Origin of the sequence: Streptomyces sp. ALI-76-A (genome assembly GCF_030287445.1) — a bacterium.
Classification (GTDB): Bacteria; Actinomycetota; Actinomycetes; order Streptomycetales; family Streptomycetaceae; genus Streptomyces.
The window spans coordinates 690,071-709,253 of sequence record NZ_JASVWB010000004.1 but is presented as its reverse complement, the minus strand read 5'-3'; the positions used below and the strand labels follow the sequence as shown (position 1 = coordinate 709,253).

Genomic DNA, 19,183 nt, shown 5'->3' with positions numbered 1-19,183 from the left:
ACAGCGTGAAGCACTGGCGGGCTCTGATGGTCCTCGGAACGGCCCAGTTCCTCATGGTCCTGGACACCTCGGTCATGAACGTGTCCATCAGCCAGCTGGTCGAGGACTTCGACACGGAGGTCACCGCCATCCAGGCCGTCATCACGCTGTACGCGCTGGTGATGGCCGCCTTCATGATCATCGGCGGCAGGTTCGGGGACATCCTGGGGCGCCGCCGTATGTTCCTCACCGGGCTGGTCGTCTACGGCGCGGGGTCGGCCCTGACCGCCGCGGCACCCACGCTGGGGGTCCTCACGCTGGGCTGGTCCGTCATCGAGGGACTGGGCGCCGCCATGGTGCTGCCGGCCATGGCCGCCCTCGTCGCGGAGTCGTACCGCGGGAAGGACCGGGCCGTCGCCTACGCGGTGATCGGCGGGCTCGCCGGCGCCGGGATCGCGGTAGGCCCGCTGCTGGGCGGCTGGGTGACGACGTACCTCACCTGGCGGCTGGTCTTCGCCGGCGAGGTCGTGGTCGTCGTGGCCGTCCTGCTGTGCCACCGGGTGATCCCGGAGTCCCCCCGGACCGGCCCGCGCCCCCGGCTGGACGGCGTCGGTGCCGTGCTCTCCGCGGCCGGACTGGGACTGGGCGTGCTCGGGGTGCTGCAGAGCAGCACCTGGGGATGGGTGCAGCCCCGCAACCCTCCCTTCACCGTCCTGGGCTTCGCGCCGACGCTGTTCGTCGTCGCCATGGGGGTGGCCGTCCTGGCCGCCTTCCGGTGGTGGGAGCGGCGGCGGGAGCACCACGGGAACGACCCGCTCGTCCACCTGTCCCTGCTGGCCAGGCCCGTGCTGCGATCCGGCCTGATGACGCTGCTGAGCCAGAACCTCATCCTGCTGGGACTGTTCTTCACCATCCCGCTGTACTTGCAGGTGGTTCAGGGGTTCGACGCCTTCGAGACGGGGCTGCGCCTGCTGCCGGTGTCCGTCACCATGCTCGTGACCTCGCTGTGCGGGTCCACACTGGGCCGGGTGATGGGGCCGCGCCGGGTGGTCCGGCTGGCCCTGGTGACCCTGGCGGCGGCCATCGTGTGGCTGCTGGCCACCATCGACCCGGCCATCGACGACGCGCAGTTCGCCGGAGCCATGGCCCTGCTGGGCGTGGGGGTCGGCCTGCTCGCCTCGCAGCTGGGCAACGTCGTCCAGTCCAGCGTCGGGGAGGACGAACGCAGTGAGGCCGGAGGACTCCAGTTCACGGCACAGAACCTGGGCTCGGCGCTGGGCACCGCGCTCATCGGGTCGATCCTCATCGGCGCGCTGGCCCACGCCTTCACCACGCAGGTGGACGACAACCCGCGGCTGTCCGAGGAGACCCGTGAGCAGGTCGGCGTCGCTCTCCAGGCCGGCGTCGCCTTCGTCCCCACCGATCAGGTGCGCTCGGCGGCCGAGCGTGCCGGGCTGCCGCCGTCCGAGGCCGACGCCGTCGCCGACTCCTACGCCTCCGCTCAGCTGAACGGCCTGAAGGCGGCGATCCTGGCCACCGGCGGCGTCGTCCTCGCCAGTTTCCTGGTCACGCCACACCTGCCGACCGGCCGGGACGGCCGTCCGCGCCGGCCGGACGCCGGTATGCCGGCCGGCGCGACCGGATCGAAGCACTGAGTCGAAGGGAGCCACCAGTGCCCAGGACCCGCACCGACTCCGGCCCGCCCACGGCCCGCGGGGAGCGCCGTGCCGAGCGGCGGCTCCACGCGGACTACACGGGCGGCGTCTACGGGTCCATGCTCGCGGCCTCCGTGGTGATCGGAGCGGGCTCCTTGGGCGCGTTCCCCCGCGTCGAGCTGGTGCTGCTGCTGGTGCTCACCGGCGTGGCCTTCTGGATCGCGCACGTGCACGCCCAGCTGTTCGGGGCGCGTCTGGCGCAGCGGGCCTTGGACCGCCGCGTGGTGCTGCGGGTGTGCCGTGACGAGTGGCCGATCGTGAAGGCCGCTCTCCCGCCGGCCGCCGCCGTGGCCGTCAGCCCCCTTCTGGGCCTGGACGTGCGGGGCGCCTCCTGGCTGGCCCTCTGCGTCGCCGTGGCCGGGCAGATCGGCTGGTCCGTGGTCGCGGCACGCCGAGCCGGTGCTTCCCGGCGGCTGCTGGCCGCCACCGCGTCGGTCAACCTGGTGCTCGGCCTGCTGATCATCTCCTTCAAGATCGCTCTGACGCACTGAGAACACGTCGACCGTGCGGTCCGCCGCCGGGCCACGGATCACCGGTACAGGTCACCTGTACCGGGTGAGGCCCCGAAGCATCGTGGCAGCGCACGCTCATGAGGAGGAACACCGTCTCCCTGTTCCGCAGTCCACGGGAGGACAGCTCGTGCGCTACGAGATCCGGATCGAGGGACACCTGTCGGAAACGCTGGTCAAGGCCTTCCCGGAGCTGGGCCACGTGGTGATGTCCGGCCAGACCGTCCTGTTCGGCCCCGTCGTCGACGAAGCACACCTCTACGGGCTCCTGGCACGCTGCCAGTCACTGGGACTGCGTGTCGTGGAGATGCGGCAGCTGCCGGAGTAAGGGGACCGGGCGGTGTGCGGTGCCCGGCCGCTCCACGTGGCGACGGCCCGGAGCATCCGCGCCGCGCCGTGAGCCCCGGATCCGGCCGGAACGGCATGCGGTGTTCAGCGCCCGCGCTCCCTGGGACCGGAAGTCCCGGTGACACCTGCGCTTCCAGCTCGCCGCCACGGCGTCGTCACCGATCACCCGTGAGGGGTGACCCCGGCACCGGGGGCCCGGCGCGACCCTGAGGCGGTCAGGTCCTCGTACACCACGGAGTACACCCCCGGACACCGCCCCGTCGGCAGTCCGGAACCGACCGCTCGATCACCCCGGGAGGAACCATGACCATGCCGCGTGGTCCGGCATCGGGTACCGGACAGGAACACGAGCCCGGCGGGGCGGCCCCCGGCCCGACGGACGATCCCGCGCAGGCACTGCGGCGGCTCGGCGGCTCGTGGACCTGGCTGCTGGGCTCGGCCGTCGCGACGCTGGTGCTGGGCGTCCTGGTACTGGTCTGGCCGGAGGCGACACTGCACGTCCTGGCGGTCCTCGTCGGCCTGCACCTGCTGGTGGGCGGGGCGTTCCGGTTCGTGGACGTCTTCGCACGGACGGGGCACGAACGACTTCCGGGGCTGGTCCTGGCCGTGCTGTACGTCCTCGCCGGGGTGCTGTGCCTGCGCAACCCGTTGCAGACGGTCAACGCGCTCTCACTGATCGTCGGAGCCGTCTGGCTGGTGTCCGGCATCCTCACCCTCTACACGGCCCTCGCCGCCGAGGACCTGCCGCACCGTGGCGTCGTCCTGGGCATCGCGGTGCTCGGCATCGTCGCGGGGATCGTGGTGCTCGCGCTGCCGGCCGAGTCGGCCCGCGCCCTGACCCGGCTGCTCGGCCTGTGGCTCGTCCTGCTCGGCCTGGGCGAGGCGGTGGTCGCCCTCGCGTGGCGGGCCGCACTGAGAAAGACCATCCCACGGGGACGCGTGCCCCCGCCGGGACGGCCTGACACCGCACCCCACCGGACCCGCCCGTGGTCGCCTCCCCACCCTCGTCCCGAGCGGCGGCCGTCACGGCCGGAGCGCGCACAAGGAAAGGACCACCCATGAACCCGGCCGCGACCCCGAATCCGCCGGACCCCGGCGGAGCCTCACACCAGCCACACATCATGACCTCCGGGGAACGAGCGGAGTACGAGCGGCTGCGCCGTCACGCGGCGATACGCCACCGGCGGGTACGCCGGGCCGGCTCCTCGGTCCTCCTCCTGCTGGCCCTGCTGCTCGCACCCCTGGCCGTGGTCGCGGCCTGGGTACAGGACACGGTCTCCGACACCGACCGGTACGTGGAGACCGTCGCACCGCTGGCGTCCGAGCCGCCCGTGCAGGAGGTCGTGATCAACCGGCTCACGGACCGCGTGGTGGCCAACGTGGACGTCAAGGCGGTGACGGACTCGCTCACCAAGACCCTCCAGGACGCCGGGGCACCACCCCGCGTCGTGGCGGGTGCCGAGTCCCTCGAGGGTCCCCTGCGCAACGCGGTCAGGACCGTCGTGGACCGCACGGTGACCCGCGTGATCACCAGCGACGCCTTCCAGCAGGTGTGGGAGGGCGCCAACCGGCGGTCGCACGCCGCGGTGGTCAACATGCTCACGGGTGACCGGGACGGTGCCGTGCGCGCCGAGGGCGACAGCGTGCAGCTGGACATCGGAGCGATCGTCGAGGAGGTGCGGGAGCGGCTCGTCGACGCGGGCTTCGACAAGGCCGCCGCCATCCCGGACACCGACCGCACCGTCACGCTGTTCCAGACCGAGGAACTGGGCCAGGCGCAGGACACCATGCGGCTGCTGGACATCCTCGGCACCTGGCTGCCCGTCCTGACGGTCGTCCTCGCCGCGCTCGCCGTGTGGGCCGATCCGGCACACCGGGTGATGCTGATGATCACCGCGACGGGCGTGGGCGTGATGATGGTGGTGCTGCTCGTCGTGCTGGCCGTGGTCCGACGGGTCTATCTGGACTCGGTCCCGCCCACGGCGCTGCCCACCGACGCGGCCGCGGCGATCTACGACACGTTCGTCCGCTTCCTGCGCGACAGCACGCGCACGCTGCTGGTCGTCTCGGTGATCACGGCGCTGATCGCGTACCTGTACGGTCCCGGGCGTCCCGCCCGCGCCGTCCGCAAGGCGGCGGTACGGGGCACGACGGCCGCCGGCCAGGGGCTGCGACGCTCCGGAGCGCGCACCGGAGCCGCCGGGCGCTGGCTTGCGGACCACCGGGCATGGATCACCGGTGGCGTCATCGCGGCCGGAGCACTGGCTCTGGTGCTCTGGAACCACCCCACGATCGGAGCGGTGGCGCTGATTCTGGGCATCGCGCTGGCCGTCCTGATCGTGGTGGCGGTCCTCGCCGGCGCCGCCGACCCGAGCGCCGGGCACGAGGACCGAGCGGCGGCTCCGTGAGCCATGGCGAGAGAACCCGGCACCGCCCCGGCGTCCCGCGGGCGCGCGGCGGTGGAGCAGGTCCTGGCGAGCCTGCGGTCCGGTCCGGTGGCCCGGCTGCTTCCCCGCCTGTCGGCGCTCAACGTCGTCGCTGTCCGTGCTGTCGGCGACGCTGCTGTGGTGGTGGTCCCAGCACCTGCTGCTGGGCGGCCGGATCGGCTGGCGGAGCCTGCTGCCGGGAGCGCTGTTCGCGAGCACGGGCACGGTCGTGCTCAGTTGGGCCGCCGGGGTGTTCGTGCCCATGGCCATGGAGCGCAGCCTGCGGGAGTTCTGCCCGCTGGGGCCCGTCTCACGTTCCTCTCCTGGTTGATCGCCGTGTTCCTGGTGGCCGTCTCGGACTTCGCCCCCGGCCAGTACGTCGCCTCGTCCGACCGGTACCGGGCAGCCGCCGTCCCCCGCCGTACGCGGGCCGAACCCTGACCCCGCCGCAGCAGCGCGTCCGTCCGATGCCGGGCCTCCACAGCTCACCCGCGTCGGGTGAGGCACCCCGCCCTCGACATACCCACCCTGAAGACGACACGCGACGGCGGGCCGCGCGAGCGCCCGGGACGGAGAAGAGACATGAGCGCACAGACCTACCTGGCGTACGACTATCCCCTGCTGAGCGTCTTCTGGAGCATGCTCCTGTTCTTCCTCTGGATCATGTGGTTCGTGCTGCTCTTCCGCGTCATCGTCGACATCCTCCGCGACGACGCGATGAGCGGGTGGGCGAAGGCCGGCTGGCTGGTGCTCACCATCGTGCTGCCCTTCCTGGGCGTCTTCGTCTACGTGATCGCCCGCGGCAAGAACATGGGCCGCCGGGAGATAGCGCAGGCACGGGCACAGCAGGAGGCCTTCGACGCCCGCGTCAGGGAAGCCGCGGGCACCACGAGCCGCCCCAGCAGCATCGACGAGCTCGACAAGCTGTCCGAGATCCGCGCCCGCGGCGACATCACGGACGACGAGTTCCGCAGGGCCAAGGAACTGGTCCTGACCGGCCACGGCCCGGCGCAGCACGCCGGCTCCACCAGCCGCACCCCCAGTCGCTGAGCATCCGCACACCATGAATCGAGGCGCACTATGACCGCGACACACACCCGGCCGGCACACACGGCGAAGCGGACATGGGCAACCGGTCTGACGGCCTTCGCGGCCGTGATGCTCTTCCTCGTCGGCCTGCTCAACATCTTCCGGGGCATCATGGCCATCGCCGAGGACGACATCTTCGTCACGACGCGCAACTACGTGTTCGAGTGGGACCTGACCGGCTGGGGCTGGTTGCACCTCACCCTGGGCGCGGTCGCCGTGATCATCAGTATCGGGCTGCTCCAGACCGCCATGTGGGCGCGCGTCGCCGGCGTGGTCATCGCCGGACTCGTCATCCTCGCCAACTTCCTCTCGCTGCCGTACCACCCCGTCTGGTCCGTGGTGATGATCACGATCTCGGGCTTCGTCATCTGGGCCCTGTGCGTGGTACCGCGCGACAACCTCTTCGATCTGTCCGAGGAGGGATCGCGGTCCGAGAAGGGTTCGCGGTCCGAGGAGCGTCCTTCGCACAGGGTGTGAGGCGGAAGAAAGGGCCGACAGGTGGCACCACACGGCGGCGGCCGGCACGCGGCGAGAGGACCGGCCCGTGCGGGCACCGCAGCCGTACGCGAGGGCAGCGCCGCACGGGCTCGCCTCGCCGTGCTCGCCCTGCTGGGCAGCATCCTGGTGCCCCTCGTCGCCGCCGGCCTGCGGAGCGTGCTGTGGGCGCTGGCCGGCATCGCCGGACTGGCGCTCACCGCCGTCGGGGCGTGGTGGACCCTCGCGCACACCGGTACGCTGCGGGCCCTCGGAGCGGCCCTGTCGGTGACCGCGCCGATCGCTGTCCTCGCCCTCTACGCCACGTTCGGCATGCTGGGGCCGGCCTTGCTGTCCCTGGGCCTGTGGCTGCTGGCCGTCACGGCGGCACGAACGGCCCTGAGCCCCGGGCACACCGACCCCGCGCAGTCCGGACAGGCTGTCACCGAGATGCCCCGCACGCCCTGGGTCCTCATGAATCCGCGCTCCGGCGGCGGCAAGGTGGATCGTTTCGACCTGGCGGAAAAGGCCCGGGCCGTGGGCTGCCGGGTGACCCTGCTCGACGTGGGCCGGCATCAGGACATCACCGAACTGGCCCGGCAGGCCGTCGCCGAGGGAGCCGATCTGCTGGCGGTGGCGGGCGGCGACGGCACCCAGGCGCTGGTGGCCGAGGTCGCGGCCCGCCACAACCTCCCCTTCGTGGTGATTCCCGCCGGTACCCGCAACCACTTCGCCCTCGATCTCGGCCTCGACCGTGACGATCCGGCGTCCGCGCTGGAAGCCCTGACCCACGGGGTCGAACTCCGCGTCGACCTCGGGTACGCCGCGGACCGGGTCTTCGTCAACAACGCCTCGTTCGGCACCTACGCGTCCGTCGTCACCGACCCCGCGTACCGGGACGCGAAAACCCGCACGACCCTGCGCACCCTCCCCGGCCTCCTCACCGGCGAGGGCGCGCCCAGGCTGCGCATGCGGGCCGACGCAGCGCACGTCGACCGGCTTCAGGCGCTTCTCGTCAGCAACAACCCCTACGGACGTGCCGTCGACGCCGCCCGTCCGGGGCGCCGGGAGCGGCTGGACTCGGGGTTCCTCGGCGTGGTGTGCGTGCGGATCGGCGACACCGCTCAGGCAGCGCGCATCGTGCGCGGTCCGCGCTCCGGGGGACTCATCCGGCTGACCGCCGGGGTGGTCGTCGTCGAAGCCGGCGCGGACAGCCTCCCGGTCGGCATCGACGGCGAACACGTGGTTCTGCCGTCACCCGTCGTGTGCCGCAGCGCCCCCGGGGCACTCAGGGTCCGCGTCCCGCGCCGCCGCCCCGGTGCACGCCGGGCGGGCGGTGCGGTGGCCGACTGGCCCCGTGTGGCACGGCTGGCGCTGGGCCGTTCGTTCCCGGACAGGGAACGAGACCCGCTGTCGGGCCGGGGCAACGGCGAGGCCGGACTGCCCGGGTGACGGCCAGGCCCCGTGCGGTCACCAGACACGGGTGGCAGCCGGCGGGCCGAGGGCTGCCCGTTCGGCCTGCGCCAGACGGATGCCGCTGTAGTACGAAGGCGCCCGGTGCCCCGGAGCGATGTGCCGCTGACGGCGAGGAGGCTGTCGGCGCAAGCAGGAACCAACGCCTGATCATCGTCGGGCTCCCGCCCGTGGAACCCTACGTATGCCCTGGTGGAGCCATACGTGTGCCCTGCGTGCGGATCCTTCGCCCGGAGGCGGAACAGCAGGCACGGACACACACGCGCGCGGTCGGGTGACCACGGTCGAGCTGCCGGTCCGGTGCAGCGAAGGGGCACGGGAAGCTCGCGGCGGCGCACGGCGGCGCCGCCTCTGCTTCCCTCTCGTCAGACCAGTCGGGCTTGGGCGGCCGGCTGTTCTGCGGCGGCTCGGCGGGGGCCGCGGCTCGGCGGGGGCCGGCGCCGGTCGGCGATCAGCGTCAGGGCGAGGCCGAGCAGGATCCAGCAGCTCAGCGTGCGTGCTGCCAGTCGTGGGTGCATCCGGCACGGATGCAGTGGTCCAGTTTGGGTAGGTGGTTGGATTCGGGTCTGAACGGAGGAGGGACATGGACGACGCCGCTCGCGGCAGGGATGGTGTTGCCGCGTCGAGGCATCAGGCCCGGTCCGGCGCCCTGCTCGATGAAGCGCTGGAGATCCTGCTGGCGTCCGCCATCGTGCTCGATGACGACGGCCTCATCGTCGCGGTCAACAGCGCAGCCCAGAGCCTGCTGGGCCGGGATGCCCCGGAACTCGTCGGTCAGGACTTCCACGACCTGCTGCACCGGGACAAGCACGGGCACTCGATGCCGCGCACTCGATGCCAGCTCAGGAAGGCCCTCCTCATGAGGGAGACCATGCGGGGCGACGCCGAGTGGTTCGCCCACGGGGACGGCACTTTTGTCCAGCTGTCCTGGCTGGTCACGCCCTGTACACCCGGCCCGGGTGTGACAGGGGCGCTGGTGATGCTGTACGAGCCGAAGCAGGGGGACGTGCGCCACAGCGACGAGTGGCACTCCGCACCGCTGACGGAACTGGACCGCCTGGCCCTGCTGGCGGAGACGACCACACAGCTCACCTCCACTCTGGACGTGGACGAGGCACTGCACCGACTGGCGGCCCTGACCGTGCCACGGCTGGCGGACTGGGCAGTGTTCGACCTCCTCACCGAACGCGACGAAGTACGACGCGTCCTGGTGGTGGAACACAAGGACGGCATTCTCGTCGAGCGTGACGACCTGCAAGGCCCGATGCCTCCCGTGCCGGCAGAGTCGCCGATGCCCCTGTCCCGGGCCCTGCGCGGCGCGGCCTCCTCTCTCGCCGGTCCCGCCACCTACCAGGGCCCGCCCGATTCGGGCATCGCTGTCGAGCAGCAGCGCTTGTTCACCGAGACGGGCATGCACTCCGCTGTCATCGCCCCCATTCGCGGGCTGCGCGACGTACTCGGCGCCCTGACCCTGGGCCGCGCGCGGCGGCATGACGCCTACACCCCTTCCGACCTGCCGCTGCTGGAGGACCTCACCCGCCGGGCGGGCCTGGCACTGGACAATGCGCGCCTGTACCAGCGCCAGCGCAAAGTCGCTGAGACGATGCAACGTCACCTGCTGCCCCAGCTCCCGGTCCTGCCCGGGCTGGAGATGACCGCGCGGTACGTGCCCGCTCCGGACGCCTCCTCCGTGGGCGGCGACTGGTACGACGCCTTCGCTCTGGAGGCCCATGCCCACGCACTGGCCATCGGCGATGTCGTCGGGCACGATCTCGACGCCGCAGCCGGTATGGCGCAGGTCCGCAACATGCTGCGGGCCTTCGCCTGGTCCCACCCCGACGCCGCCCCCAGTGCCGTCGTCACCCGCCTGGACGAGGCGGTGATGCACATAGCCGAGGTCCCCATGGCGACCATGATCCTCGCCAGGCTCACACGGGGCGAGGACACCCTGTGGCGCCTGCACTGGACGAACGCCGGCCACCCGCCACCGCTGCTGGTCACCCACGACGGTCAGGCCAGCTACCTCGACGAAGCGCACGGCATGCTGCTCGGCACCGGAGTCACCAGATCTCGCCCCGACGCCGTCACGGTCCTGCCGCCCCGGGCCACGCTGCTGCTCTACACCGACGGGCTGGTCGAATCCCCCCACCGCTCCATCGACGATGGACTGGACCGACTGCGCCGGCACGCGGCCTCCCTCGCCCACCGGCCCCTGGACTCCTTCTGCGACTCCCTGCTGAACCAGGTCCGCCCGAGCGACAACGACGACGACGTCGCCATGATCGCGCTACGCACTCCTCCTCCCGCCCAGGACCAGTGACGCGAAACCCCGTACGGGGCAGCATGTTGCCGGAGTAGATGCGGCAGCCTGGACCGCCGGGCCCGAGGCAGCGGAGAGCGGAAGGGCCGACCGCAGGAGCCGGCCACCGACGAACGCCTCCTGCCTGTCGGCGCCGTAGGCGAATGAGCGGGTCAGGGCCGGGCAGAAGGAGTGGATGGCTGATCTCTCGCAGTTGCTGCGGCAGGGCATGCGCCGCCGTCACCTGAACGCGCAGGCCCTCGCCGCCCGGACCGGTATCCGCGCCCCCCGCATCCGCGTCTTCGCCCAGGACGGCGCCCACGGCCCCGTCCACCCCACCCAGGCGGAACTGGCCGAACTCGCCAACGCCCTTGACCTGCCCCTGCCCGACGTCCTCGAAGCCGCCCGCACTCCCCCGGCGGTGCCCTCGGTCTCACCCGCCCCGACACGCTGACCAGCGGCCATGCCGAGCCCGTCGCGCGGACCGATGCTGGTCGGGCTCATGGTCGGGGTGCGTACACCAGGCCGGCCACGCCTGGCACGCAACCGTAGGGCAATGGCAGACGGCTCAGGCAGCGCTCCACTGGTGTGCGCGGCCGCCGCGCCACTCGATCCACCGGTCGTCGTCCAGGATGCCGTCGGGATCCTGGATGCCCGCGCCTTCGAGGAACACCACGAGATCGTGATCGCTGTAGGCGGTGCCGAGAATCTCGTCCCGGCCCTGGGAGTGGACGGAGACCCTCCGGCCGACCGTGCTGGAGGGCGGATGTACGACGATCGGCGCGCTGCTCACCTTCCCAGAGTGCCCGTGGCCGACCCGCGCGGCGAGCGCACTGCCGTGGTCAGGGGCTGTCGCCCGAGTAGGAGAAGCGGCACATCGCAGCGGGCCAGGCGTACGCGGCTCACCGCGGCAGGGGTCGTGCGACGAGCGGCCACCGCGACAGCTCGGCGGACGGGACAACACCGTCGTCGACGTCCTCCGGCCGCCAGCCCTCGATGGCCCGCGGCAGCCCGTCCAGCGGCCCGCCTTTCGCGTCGTTCGTCAGATCGCGTCCTGGAGCGGGCAGTTGCCGCATGCGGCGGCGTCGGGCGGCGTTGTGTGACCTGTACGGGTGACTCGGACCCAGGATGGTCCAGGCGGCGCACCTCCGCGAACGAGACGCGTTCGCCGCCGACGGTTCAGGGAGCCGAAGGAGGAACGGGGCCGCGCGGCCGTCGGAGCGGCACGGTTGAGCTGCGCGAATGAAGCGGATTCAGCGGGCCGCCGGCGCGGTCGTCGGATCAGCGGTGGGTGACGCCCTGGGCGGCCCCTTCGAGTTCGGTCCCCAAGGAGCGTTCTCCGTGCGGTTTCCCACGCCTGGTGCCGGTGACTGCGTGGCTCTCCCCTGCACGGCCGGGCCGCACCCACGACCTGACCGCCGCCCGTACACGCACTCGAAACCGGCAGCGCATCCTATTTCCTGCCCAGCAGCTTTCGAGGAAGACAACCAGTTCTGCTTATAACGCACCGCCATAGAACTCTAATGAAGAAACGCTCTCCTGATACTTGATCTACGCCAGGGTCACTCTTTTGCCGCGTATCCGAAGGAATGTGAGTGGCGTTAGCGGGACATGACGAAAGCAAGGTCCCTTCGCTTGCCTCAACGCGACGCGAGGACAGATAATCTGCCTGCGGTCCGCGATGTGACAGTGGGGAAATGGGCTCACACGCCCGGCGTGGCATACTCGGCGCTTGCGGCACAGGACGCCAGGACCGGTGACGGTGCGTGGGCAGAACGGCAGGTAACCGAGCCACTGCTTCGCGAGTTCCTCGTACTGCTGGAGGAACTCCAGGAGGAACTCAATTCACGGTGGAACGGCCAAGGAAGCTCAGGCTGTCGCCCCGACGGCGTGTGACGGGGACGCATTCCTATGAACAACGACTATGTGGATCATTCCTTCGCACGACGACGCGAGTGGTATTCCGACACATACGCCGACGGGCCGGGCACCGGCTGGCACGGCGGCCCTGGCGACGCCGTGCACTTGGGGGTCCCCCTGACCCCACTCGACCCGGGCTGGGACCCGGCCGAGGAACTTGCCTACCTCCTGCAGGAGGCGGTTCCGGCGGAGCCGGCGGCCATGGTGCCGCCACCTCGCAGCGAAACGCCGTCCGACAACGTCGGCTTCACCGACCCGGTGGAGAACCTGGCGCAGATCACCGCCCAACTGCCGCCCATCCGGCGCTCTTCTGCCGGGCATCGGAAGATGCCGGTCCGCACAGTCCGGCTCGGATGGCTGCGGACCGGCAGCTTTGTGATCGTCGCACTCGTCGCCGCCATCGTGGCGATGGTCAGTGTCTTCGGCGGCATAGTGGCCTACAGGCCTCTGCAGAACATCACGTCCGGCACGGGAGCCGGAATGGCTCACTCGTGGCCCCTTCTCGTGTACGGCCCCTGGATGGTGGCCTCTCTCTCCATCCTCCGAACCGCCCTGCATCAACGCCGAGCCGTGCACTCGTGGTTCATCGTTCTGTTGTTCTCCTCCGTCGCGATGATGCTGTGCGTGGCCCAGGCCGACAGGACCTTCACCGGCATTGCCGGAGCCGCGCTACCGGCCCTCGCGTCCCTCGCGTGCTTTCAGCAACTCGTCCGGCAGATCACCTTGACTCTCCCACCACGACAGGGCACGCCACGTCACCGCCAGTAGTGGACGAGTCCAGGCCGACTCGGCAGGGCCGGGTGTCACAGCCCTCGCCGAGTCGGCCGGACAAGCATCGCCGGTACAGCGCACGGAGGGAGCCGGCCGCGGTGCGGCGCGAGGGGTGCGGCGAACTCCTCGACGGCCATCCTGCCTCGCCTTGTGGACGGCGACAGCGGCACGCGGCCCCACCTCACGCCGGAGGTCGCGGCACCTCGGCGGCGTCACCTTCACGGACTGCACCGGCATCAACACGCTCGTCGCCGCCCACCGCGCCACCACCGGCGCCTGCTCATCGTCGCTGTCCCTGATCGCCGTCGGCCGCCCCCTAAGGGCCCTCCCCCAGCCCTCCTCCGGGACGAACCGCCCTCGCGTACGACGACTCCCCGCCCGCCGTCCCTGTCTGCTGGAACCATGGACCTCGACAGGCGTACGGCGATGGCGGCTGGGCTCGGTGCGGTGGTGACGGCCGCTGCGGGCGTTCCGACGGCGCAGGCCGCACAGACGGCCCGGGCGGCCCCACCGACGATCACGGTGCCGGGCGAGTCCCCGGCGCGTACGAACATTCCGGTGGCCCGCGACCGCCGCGCCTCCGGCGGCCGTCACCTGGCCCTGCTGACGGCCGAACGGCCACCGTCGGACAGCGGCTGGTACGCGACGAACCGCGTCCGCGCCTCGCACACGCGCGTGTACGCGTTGACCGCTGTGGCGACCGCCCCCGTCGAGACACCGCACAACGAGGCTAACGGCTCGTACCTCCAACTGGCCGTCGACGAGGGCCCCTTCATCGACCTCGCGCGCTCGCAGCCACACTGGTACGAGTCGCCGCCGACTTGGGGCGACCTGTCCGTCCTGGATCTCGGTACGGTGGAACTCGCGGGCGGGGAGCACACGTTGACGTTCCGGGTCGTCGAGCCGACCGTTCTCGACGACGCCACCGCCTATGTCCTCTCCCTCGACCACTTCACTCTCCGCCCCCCGCCCGGCCGCCACCCGACCCTGCGCGAGGCCTCGGTCCCCCGCCACCGCGCCGACAGCGCCACCGAGCCGGCGAAGCGCATCCGGTGAAGCCGGGCCGGCCTGGGGTTCACCGTGTCGGCGGATGGTGGATCACTGGTCGTCGTCGGACGTCGGAGCGGAGGACACGGGAGCCTGACTGCTGTGCGCCGGGAGCCATCACCGGTGCTGTGCGGTGGCCAGCTGGTCGGTGTAGCGGGCGAGGGCGTCCTCGGCGGTGGGGGCGGGGCCGAACAGCTGCTCCTGGCGGCGGGGGTCGGCGACGTAGCGTCCGGTGTCGAACCAGCCGAACATCGCGGCCATGTCCTTGACCACCGGGTTGAAGCGGCCCACGACGGCTCCTGCGGCGCGGACGACGATGGAGGGGACGGCCCACACCTTGATCTTCTTTCCGGCCCGGCGGCCCATCAGGTGGGCCACCTCGCGCATGCTGACCGGGCGGTCCCAGCCGATGTCGATGCGCTCACCGTTGGCGGCCTGGGCGTCGACCGCGGCCGCCAGGTAGGCCGCGAGGTCGGAGGTGTGGACGAAGGTCAGCGGGACGGTGGCCTTGGCCATCCAGATCAGGCGGCCCTTGTCGATCGGGTTGCCCGCCATGGTGGCGACCTGGTCGAGGAAGGCCCCCGGGCGCAGTGCGACGAACGGGACGCCGAGCTGTTCGAGCTTGTCCTCGGCGGTCTTCTTGTGCCAGAAGTGCGGGACTTGGGGCGTCTGGTCGCTGGTGAGGATGCTGGTCAGGACGAACCGTCGGATGCCGGCGCGGTGGGCGGCCTCGGCGAGGTTGGCGTTGCCGACGGTGTCGATGGCGTGGGCGTTCTTGCCGCCGCGGGTGTAGCCGGCGGCGGTGGTGATGACGGCATCGGCGCCGTTCATGGCGGTGACGAGCGAGTCGAGGTCGAGCATGTCGCCACGGGCGATCTCGACACCCCGCTCCTCGAGCCTGCTCGCGTCGGTGGCCGGCCGGACCAGGGCACGGACGTTCTTGCCGCGCTTGAGCAGTTCGTCGACGACCTTGCCGCCGAGGGAGCCGGTCGCGCCGACGACGAGGACCGGGAGGGTGGTGGAGCGGGTGGTGGCCATGGGGGTCTCACTTCCATCAGGTCAGTAGTGGGCGGGGGTTCGGGCGGGAGGTGCGTCGGTGGCCCCGGACGTGGGCGCCGGAGGGCCTGGCCTCTCGGGGCCGGGCCCTCCGGCGGGCGGATCCGCGACGGGGGTCACCGCCGGCCCGCGGTGGCTGCCGACATCGAAGGCGACCCGGACTCGGGTGATGCGGCCGGTCCCGATGTGCGGCCGACCGGTGACGGGGAACGGCTCGCCGGCTCCGCGGGGGGGTGTTGCCCTGCTCCCCGGGATGCGTTCCGTCCTGCTTCCACCGGGACAGCGCACTCGCTGCTGACGCTGAAGCTCCGCTCGTCCCTGTTCTTCCTGACGTACGGGGGTGAGCGGGGCGACCGCCCCATCCGCCGGCTCAGCTCACCGGGCCTTGTATTTCCGGCCGTCGGGAAGCTGGCTCCGTTCAGCACGGGCCTTCGTGCGGCGAGTGCGCCGCAGCACTGCCCACTCCGCGGGAACGCCGGAAACGAGGCGTACTCCGGACCGGAACCGGGCTGCAAGCCGAGGGGAGTCACCCGGACTCCTCCCGGGGCAGAGCGGCGTTGTTGATCGCGTCGGCGATGTCGTAGGCGGTGCGGATGAAGGACTCCGCCTCCCGCGCCGACAGGTTCCGCGCGGAGGTTGCCTCCAGGGTCCGCCACATCGCTGCCAGTGGCTCGCGCAGGGCACGGCCCTTGTCGGTGAGGTGGGCGACCATGACGCGCCGGTCGTGGGCGGCCGGCTCGCGGACGAGCAGGCCCGCGTCCTGCATGCGGCGCAGCGACTTGGAGACGGTGGAATGGTCCAGGCCGACGCTGTCGAGCAGCTCGGACTGGGTCTGCCCGTCCCGGTCCAGGAGGTGCGTCAGCAGCAGTTCCTGGCCGGGATGCAGGTCCATCTCGCGGAGCATGGCGGCGGCACGGGCCCGGTGAGCGCGGGCGAGCTGGAAGATCGCGTAGCTCATCGGCCCCTCGCCGGCCGTCGCGGGGGTGCGAGGTGTGGGGGCGGGCATGGCGCGGGTCTTCAGGCGGTGCGGGTGGGGTAGTCGGTGTAGCCGGCCTCGCCGCCGCCGTAGAACGTCGCCGGGTCGGGGGTGTTCAGCGGCGCGTCGGAGCGCAGCCGCTCGACCAGGTCCGGGTTGGCCAGCGCGAGGGCGCCGACGGAGACGAGGTCCGCCGTGCCGTCGTCGATGTCCTTGGCGCGGGTGGGCAGGTCGGTGCCGGCCCGGTTGAGGATCAGCTTCGTCGGCCACAGCGCGCGCAGGGTGCCCAGCAGCTCATCGTCGCCCGCGTGGAGGATGTGGAGGTAGGCGAGGCCGAGCGGGCCGAGGGCGCGGATGAGCGCCGGATACAGCTCGGCGGTGTCGGACTCGGCGATGTCGTTGTACGGGTTCCCGGGGGAGATACGCAGGCCGGTGCGGTCGGCGCCGATCTCCTCGGCCACGGCGGCGGCGACCTCGACGGCGAAGCGGATGCGGTTGTCGAGGGAGCCGCCGTAGCGGTCGGTGCGCTGGTTGGTGCTGTCGGACAGGAACTGGTGCACCAGGTAGCCGTTGGCGCCGTGGATCTCGACGCCGTCGGCGCCGGCCGCGATGGCGGCCGCCGCGGCGCGCCGGAAGTCGTCGACCGTGGCGGCGACCTCCTGCGTCGACAGGGCACGGGGTATCGGCATCTCCTGGGGCCCGGACGCGGTGAACATCGTGCCCTCCGGCTGGATCGCCGAAGGGCCGACCGGCAGGCGCCCGTGGGGCGTGTTGTCGGGGTGGGCGATGCGTCCGGTGTGCATCAGCTGGATGACGATCCGGCCGTCGGCCGCGTGCACGGCGTCGGTGACCTTGCGCCAGCCGGCGATGTGTTCCTCGGAGTAGATGCCGGGGGTGAGCAGGTAGCCCTGGCCGTCGGCGTTGGGCTGGGTGCCCTCGGTGATGATGAGCGCGTGCGAGGCCCGCTGGCTGTAGTACTCGGCGTTCAGCTCGGTCGGTACGCCTTCAGGTGTGGAGCGGTCACGGGTCATGGGGGCCATGACCAGGCGGTGCGGGAGGGAGAGGGCACCGACGGTGGTCGGGGTCCACAGGGAGTTCAGCATGGAAGGTCCTTCGGTGGGGTGATGAACAGATGGCGATCGGGAAAGCGGGCCTGGCGGAGGGAGGGGCCGGCTTGATCAGTCGAGGGTGAGGACCAGCTTGCCGCGGACATGCCCGGCGTCGCTGACCTGCTGGGCCGTGGCGGCCTCGGCGAGCGGGTAGGCGGTGACGGTGGTGACGACCTTGCCGGTCGCGGCGTCCTGGGCCAGGGCGGCCAGGCGGGCGGCCGAGCGTTCCTGGCCGCCGCTCGCGAAGGTGATGCCGAGCTGGTGCGCGCGGAAGTCGGCGATGGTGACGATGCGCTCGGTGCCGCCCCGCAGGGCGATGGAGTCCTCCAGGGCTCCCTTCCCGGCCAGGTCGAACACCGCGTCCACGCCGTCGGGGGCGAGCGCCCGGACCCGCTCGACCAGGCCCTCGCCGTAGACGGTCGCGGTGGCTCCGAGCGAGGCGAGGTAGTCCTGGTTGGCGGGGCCGGCGGTACCGATGACACGCGCTCCGCGGGTCGTGGCGAGCTGGACGGCCAGGGTTCCGACCGCTCCGGCCGCGCCGTGCATGAGCACCGTCTCCCCGGCGGTGACGCCGAGCAGGTTCAACACCCGCTCGGCGGTCTCGCCCGCCACGGGCAGCGCGACCGCGTGCTGCCAGTCGAGGCCGGCGGGCTTGGGGGCCACGGTGGTGGCCAGCGCGTACTCGGCGTACGAGCCGGTGTCCGACCAGCCCAGCACCTCGTCGCCCACCTTCACGTCCCGCACGCCCTCACCCAGGGCGTCCACCACGCCGGCGACCTCGGCACCGGGGACGGCGGGGAGCGGCGTGGGGAACGCGGCCTCCATGGCCCCGGAGCGGATCTTGCCGTCCAGCGCGTTCAGCCCGGCCGCCTTGACGCGGACGCGGATCTGCCCGGGGCCGGGCTGCGGGACCTCTATGTCCGCCTCGCGCAGCACTTCCGTGCCTCCGAAACGGTCGAACAGGATGGCTTGCATGACGACTCCTCGCGTGCCCCCACCCGTTTAGGTGGCTGGACACGTAATCACCGTAACAGCAAACATGTGGCTAGCCAAGTATTTGCCGCCGGAGCTGCGCGAGATCTGCCACCGCTTGCCATCGCCGGGCGGCCACCCTCTCGGCGGGCGTCGTCGAGGAGAACTCGGTCACCCAGGCCCAGAACGTCCTGCACATCAACGTCCCCGGCGTCATCCGTATGACGAAGACTGTCCTGCCGCACATGCGCGCCCAGGGTGGCGGACGCGTCATCAACATCTCGTCCGTCCTCGGGGTCGCCCCCAGCCCTTCATGGCCTCTATGTAGCGTCGAAGCACGCCATCGAGGGCTACTCCGAGTCGCTGGACCACGAGGTCCGCGAGCACGGCGTCCGGGTCCTCCTCGTCCAGCCCGCCTTCACCAGGACCAGCTTCGACACCGACGCCGCACAGCCCGACACCCGCTGCCGCTGTCCGCGGAGCGACGGCGCGTCTTCGACGAGGTGATCGCGGACGCGATGAAGGCAGGCGGCGACCCCGCCGTGTGGTGACCGTCGACGGGCGCGGTCGCGAGAGTGATCGTCACCGCGACGACCGACAAGAAGCCGAAGCTGCGGTACACCGCCGGCCCGCTGGCCTCACGCGTCACCAGGGCGCGCCGCCTCGTCCCCGCCGTCGCGTTCGACAGGCAGATCCGCGAGAACAACCGCCTGCCTACCTGACCCGTGGGCTCCGGGCAACGCGGACAGGAACAGCGTGTACACGCCCCGTCCGGACGGTTTCCCTCGGCGCATCGCCGCTCTGCCCGTCGACTCGGGCACCGACGGGCTGGCCGTCGACCCGGCCGGACGCGCCCTCTACGTCACCTCTACATCGCGGACAGCCTCAAGGGCACCATCTGGTCCGTTCCGGTCTCGGGCGGACTTGGTGACCCCGTGGCTGACCGATGCCCCTCCCGCCGGTGCCGACCCAGGCCCTGCCGATCGGCGCCAACGGACTCAGCATCCCCGACGGCGCCCT

At 71.6% G+C, this 19,183-nt stretch carries 20 protein-coding genes and 2 pseudogenes; 15 read left to right on the top strand and 7 right to left on the bottom strand.

Annotated features, from left to right (window positions below):
• The first annotated feature begins 5 nt into the window (after positions 1-5).
• From QQS16_RS39185 to QQS16_RS39145, 9 genes are all read left to right on the top strand, one after another.
• Entirely contained in the window at positions 6-1,634 is a 1,629-nt protein-coding gene (locus QQS16_RS39185) for an MFS transporter (RefSeq protein WP_286067383.1), read from the top strand.
• Positions 1,635-1,651: 17 nt separating this feature from the next.
• Positions 1,652-2,185, top strand: coding sequence for a hypothetical protein (locus QQS16_RS39180; RefSeq protein ID WP_286067382.1), 534 nt, complete (start codon positions 1,652-1,654; stop codon positions 2,183-2,185).
• A 148-nt stretch (positions 2,186-2,333) separates the two neighbouring features.
• On the top strand, positions 2,334-2,531 hold the full coding sequence (locus tag QQS16_RS39175) for a DUF8691 family protein (protein ID WP_286067380.1): 198 nt from the start codon (positions 2,334-2,336) through the stop codon (positions 2,529-2,531).
• Between the two features lie 323 nt (positions 2,532-2,854).
• Positions 2,855-3,613: an HdeD family acid-resistance protein gene (locus tag QQS16_RS39170; protein ID WP_286067379.1), complete on the top strand. Its 759-nt coding sequence runs from the start codon at positions 2,855-2,857 to the stop codon at positions 3,611-3,613.
• A complete protein-coding gene (locus QQS16_RS39165) occupies positions 3,610-4,959 on the top strand; it encodes a hypothetical protein (RefSeq protein WP_286067378.1) in 1,350 nt (449 codons plus the stop codon). Before QQS16_RS39170 ends, QQS16_RS39165 begins: the two co-directional genes overlap by 4 nt.
• Before the next feature lie 136 nt (positions 4,960-5,095).
• Positions 5,096-5,308, top strand: a complete 213-nt coding sequence (locus QQS16_RS39160; protein WP_286067376.1) for a hypothetical protein — start codon at positions 5,096-5,098, stop codon at positions 5,306-5,308.
• 251 nt (positions 5,309-5,559) lie between these two features.
• On the top strand, positions 5,560-6,027 hold the full coding sequence (locus QQS16_RS39155) for an SHOCT domain-containing protein (protein ID WP_286067374.1): 468 nt from the start codon (positions 5,560-5,562) through the stop codon (positions 6,025-6,027).
• 30 nt (positions 6,028-6,057) lie between these two features.
• Positions 6,058-6,543 carry a DUF7144 family membrane protein gene (locus tag QQS16_RS39150; RefSeq protein ID WP_286067372.1) on the top strand — a complete coding sequence of 162 codons (486 nt, stop codon included), beginning with the start codon at positions 6,058-6,060 and terminating at the stop codon, positions 6,541-6,543.
• Between the two features lie 120 nt (positions 6,544-6,663).
• Complete coding sequence (locus QQS16_RS39145) at positions 6,664-7,992, top strand: diacylglycerol/lipid kinase family protein (RefSeq protein WP_353479763.1); 1,329 nt, start codon at positions 6,664-6,666, stop codon at positions 7,990-7,992.
• Positions 7,993-8,378: 386 nt separating this feature from the next.
• Here the strand turns inward: QQS16_RS39145 and QQS16_RS39140 are convergent, their stop codons facing one another.
• Positions 8,379-8,531, bottom strand: coding sequence for a hypothetical protein (locus QQS16_RS39140; RefSeq protein WP_286067370.1), 153 nt, complete (start codon positions 8,529-8,531; stop codon positions 8,379-8,381).
• A gap of 65 nt (positions 8,532-8,596) precedes the next feature.
• On the opposite strand from QQS16_RS39140, the gene QQS16_RS39135 reads away from it, so the two are divergent.
• Both QQS16_RS39135 and QQS16_RS39130 read left to right on the top strand, forming a co-directional pair.
• Positions 8,597-10,333 carry a SpoIIE family protein phosphatase gene (locus QQS16_RS39135; protein ID WP_286067368.1) on the top strand — a complete coding sequence of 579 codons (1,737 nt, stop codon included), beginning with the start codon at positions 8,597-8,599 and terminating at the stop codon, positions 10,331-10,333.
• Positions 10,334-10,508: 175 nt separating this feature from the next.
• Positions 10,509-10,766, top strand: coding sequence for an XRE family transcriptional regulator (locus QQS16_RS39130; RefSeq protein ID WP_286067366.1), 258 nt, complete (start codon positions 10,509-10,511; stop codon positions 10,764-10,766).
• Positions 10,767-10,880: 114 nt separating this feature from the next.
• Here the strand turns inward: QQS16_RS39130 and QQS16_RS39125 are convergent, their stop codons facing one another.
• Positions 10,881-11,105 (bottom strand): hypothetical protein, encoded by a 225-nt coding sequence (locus QQS16_RS39125; protein WP_286067364.1) that lies wholly within the window; start codon positions 11,103-11,105, stop codon positions 10,881-10,883.
• A 109-nt stretch (positions 11,106-11,214) separates the two neighbouring features.
• Positions 11,215-11,388 (bottom strand): hypothetical protein, encoded by a 174-nt coding sequence (locus tag QQS16_RS39120; protein WP_286067362.1) that lies wholly within the window; start codon positions 11,386-11,388, stop codon positions 11,215-11,217.
• Between the two features lie 166 nt (positions 11,389-11,554).
• Between QQS16_RS39120 and QQS16_RS44110 the strand changes: the two are divergent.
• The 3 genes and pseudogenes from QQS16_RS44110 to QQS16_RS39105 form a co-directional block, all read left to right on the top strand.
• Positions 11,555-11,680 (top strand): annotated as a pseudogene (locus tag QQS16_RS44110) (ADP-ribosylglycohydrolase family protein); the annotation flags it as partial.
• Between the two features lie 543 nt (positions 11,681-12,223).
• The gene (locus QQS16_RS39110) at positions 12,224-13,000 is read left to right on the top strand and encodes a DUF2637 domain-containing protein (protein WP_286067359.1); all 777 of its coding nucleotides are present in this window, start codon (positions 12,224-12,226) and stop codon (positions 12,998-13,000) included.
• Positions 13,001-13,405: 405 nt separating this feature from the next.
• Positions 13,406-14,059 carry a hypothetical protein gene (locus QQS16_RS39105; RefSeq protein WP_286067357.1) on the top strand — a complete coding sequence of 218 codons (654 nt, stop codon included), beginning with the start codon at positions 13,406-13,408 and terminating at the stop codon, positions 14,057-14,059.
• Positions 14,060-14,167: 108 nt separating this feature from the next.
• Here the strand turns inward: QQS16_RS39105 and QQS16_RS39100 are convergent, their stop codons facing one another.
• The 4 genes from QQS16_RS39100 to QQS16_RS39085 form a co-directional block, all read right to left on the bottom strand.
• Positions 14,168-15,088 (bottom strand): SDR family oxidoreductase, encoded by a 921-nt coding sequence (locus QQS16_RS39100; RefSeq protein WP_286067355.1) that lies wholly within the window; start codon positions 15,086-15,088, stop codon positions 14,168-14,170.
• A 544-nt stretch (positions 15,089-15,632) separates the two neighbouring features.
• Positions 15,633-16,112, bottom strand: a complete 480-nt coding sequence (locus QQS16_RS39095) for a MarR family winged helix-turn-helix transcriptional regulator (protein ID WP_286067353.1) — start codon at positions 16,110-16,112, stop codon at positions 15,633-15,635.
• 11 nt (positions 16,113-16,123) lie between these two features.
• Complete coding sequence (locus QQS16_RS39090) at positions 16,124-17,185, bottom strand: alkene reductase (RefSeq protein ID WP_286067352.1); 1,062 nt, start codon at positions 17,183-17,185, stop codon at positions 16,124-16,126.
• A gap of 75 nt (positions 17,186-17,260) precedes the next feature.
• Positions 17,261-18,166 (bottom strand): NADP-dependent oxidoreductase, encoded by a 906-nt coding sequence (locus QQS16_RS39085; protein WP_286067350.1) that lies wholly within the window; start codon positions 18,164-18,166, stop codon positions 17,261-17,263.
• 140 nt (positions 18,167-18,306) lie between these two features.
• Here QQS16_RS39085 and QQS16_RS39080 point away from each other — a divergent pair.
• Positions 18,307-18,885: pseudogene (locus QQS16_RS39080) on the top strand (SDR family NAD(P)-dependent oxidoreductase); the annotation flags it as partial.
• Between the last annotated feature and the right edge of the window lie 298 nt (positions 18,886-19,183).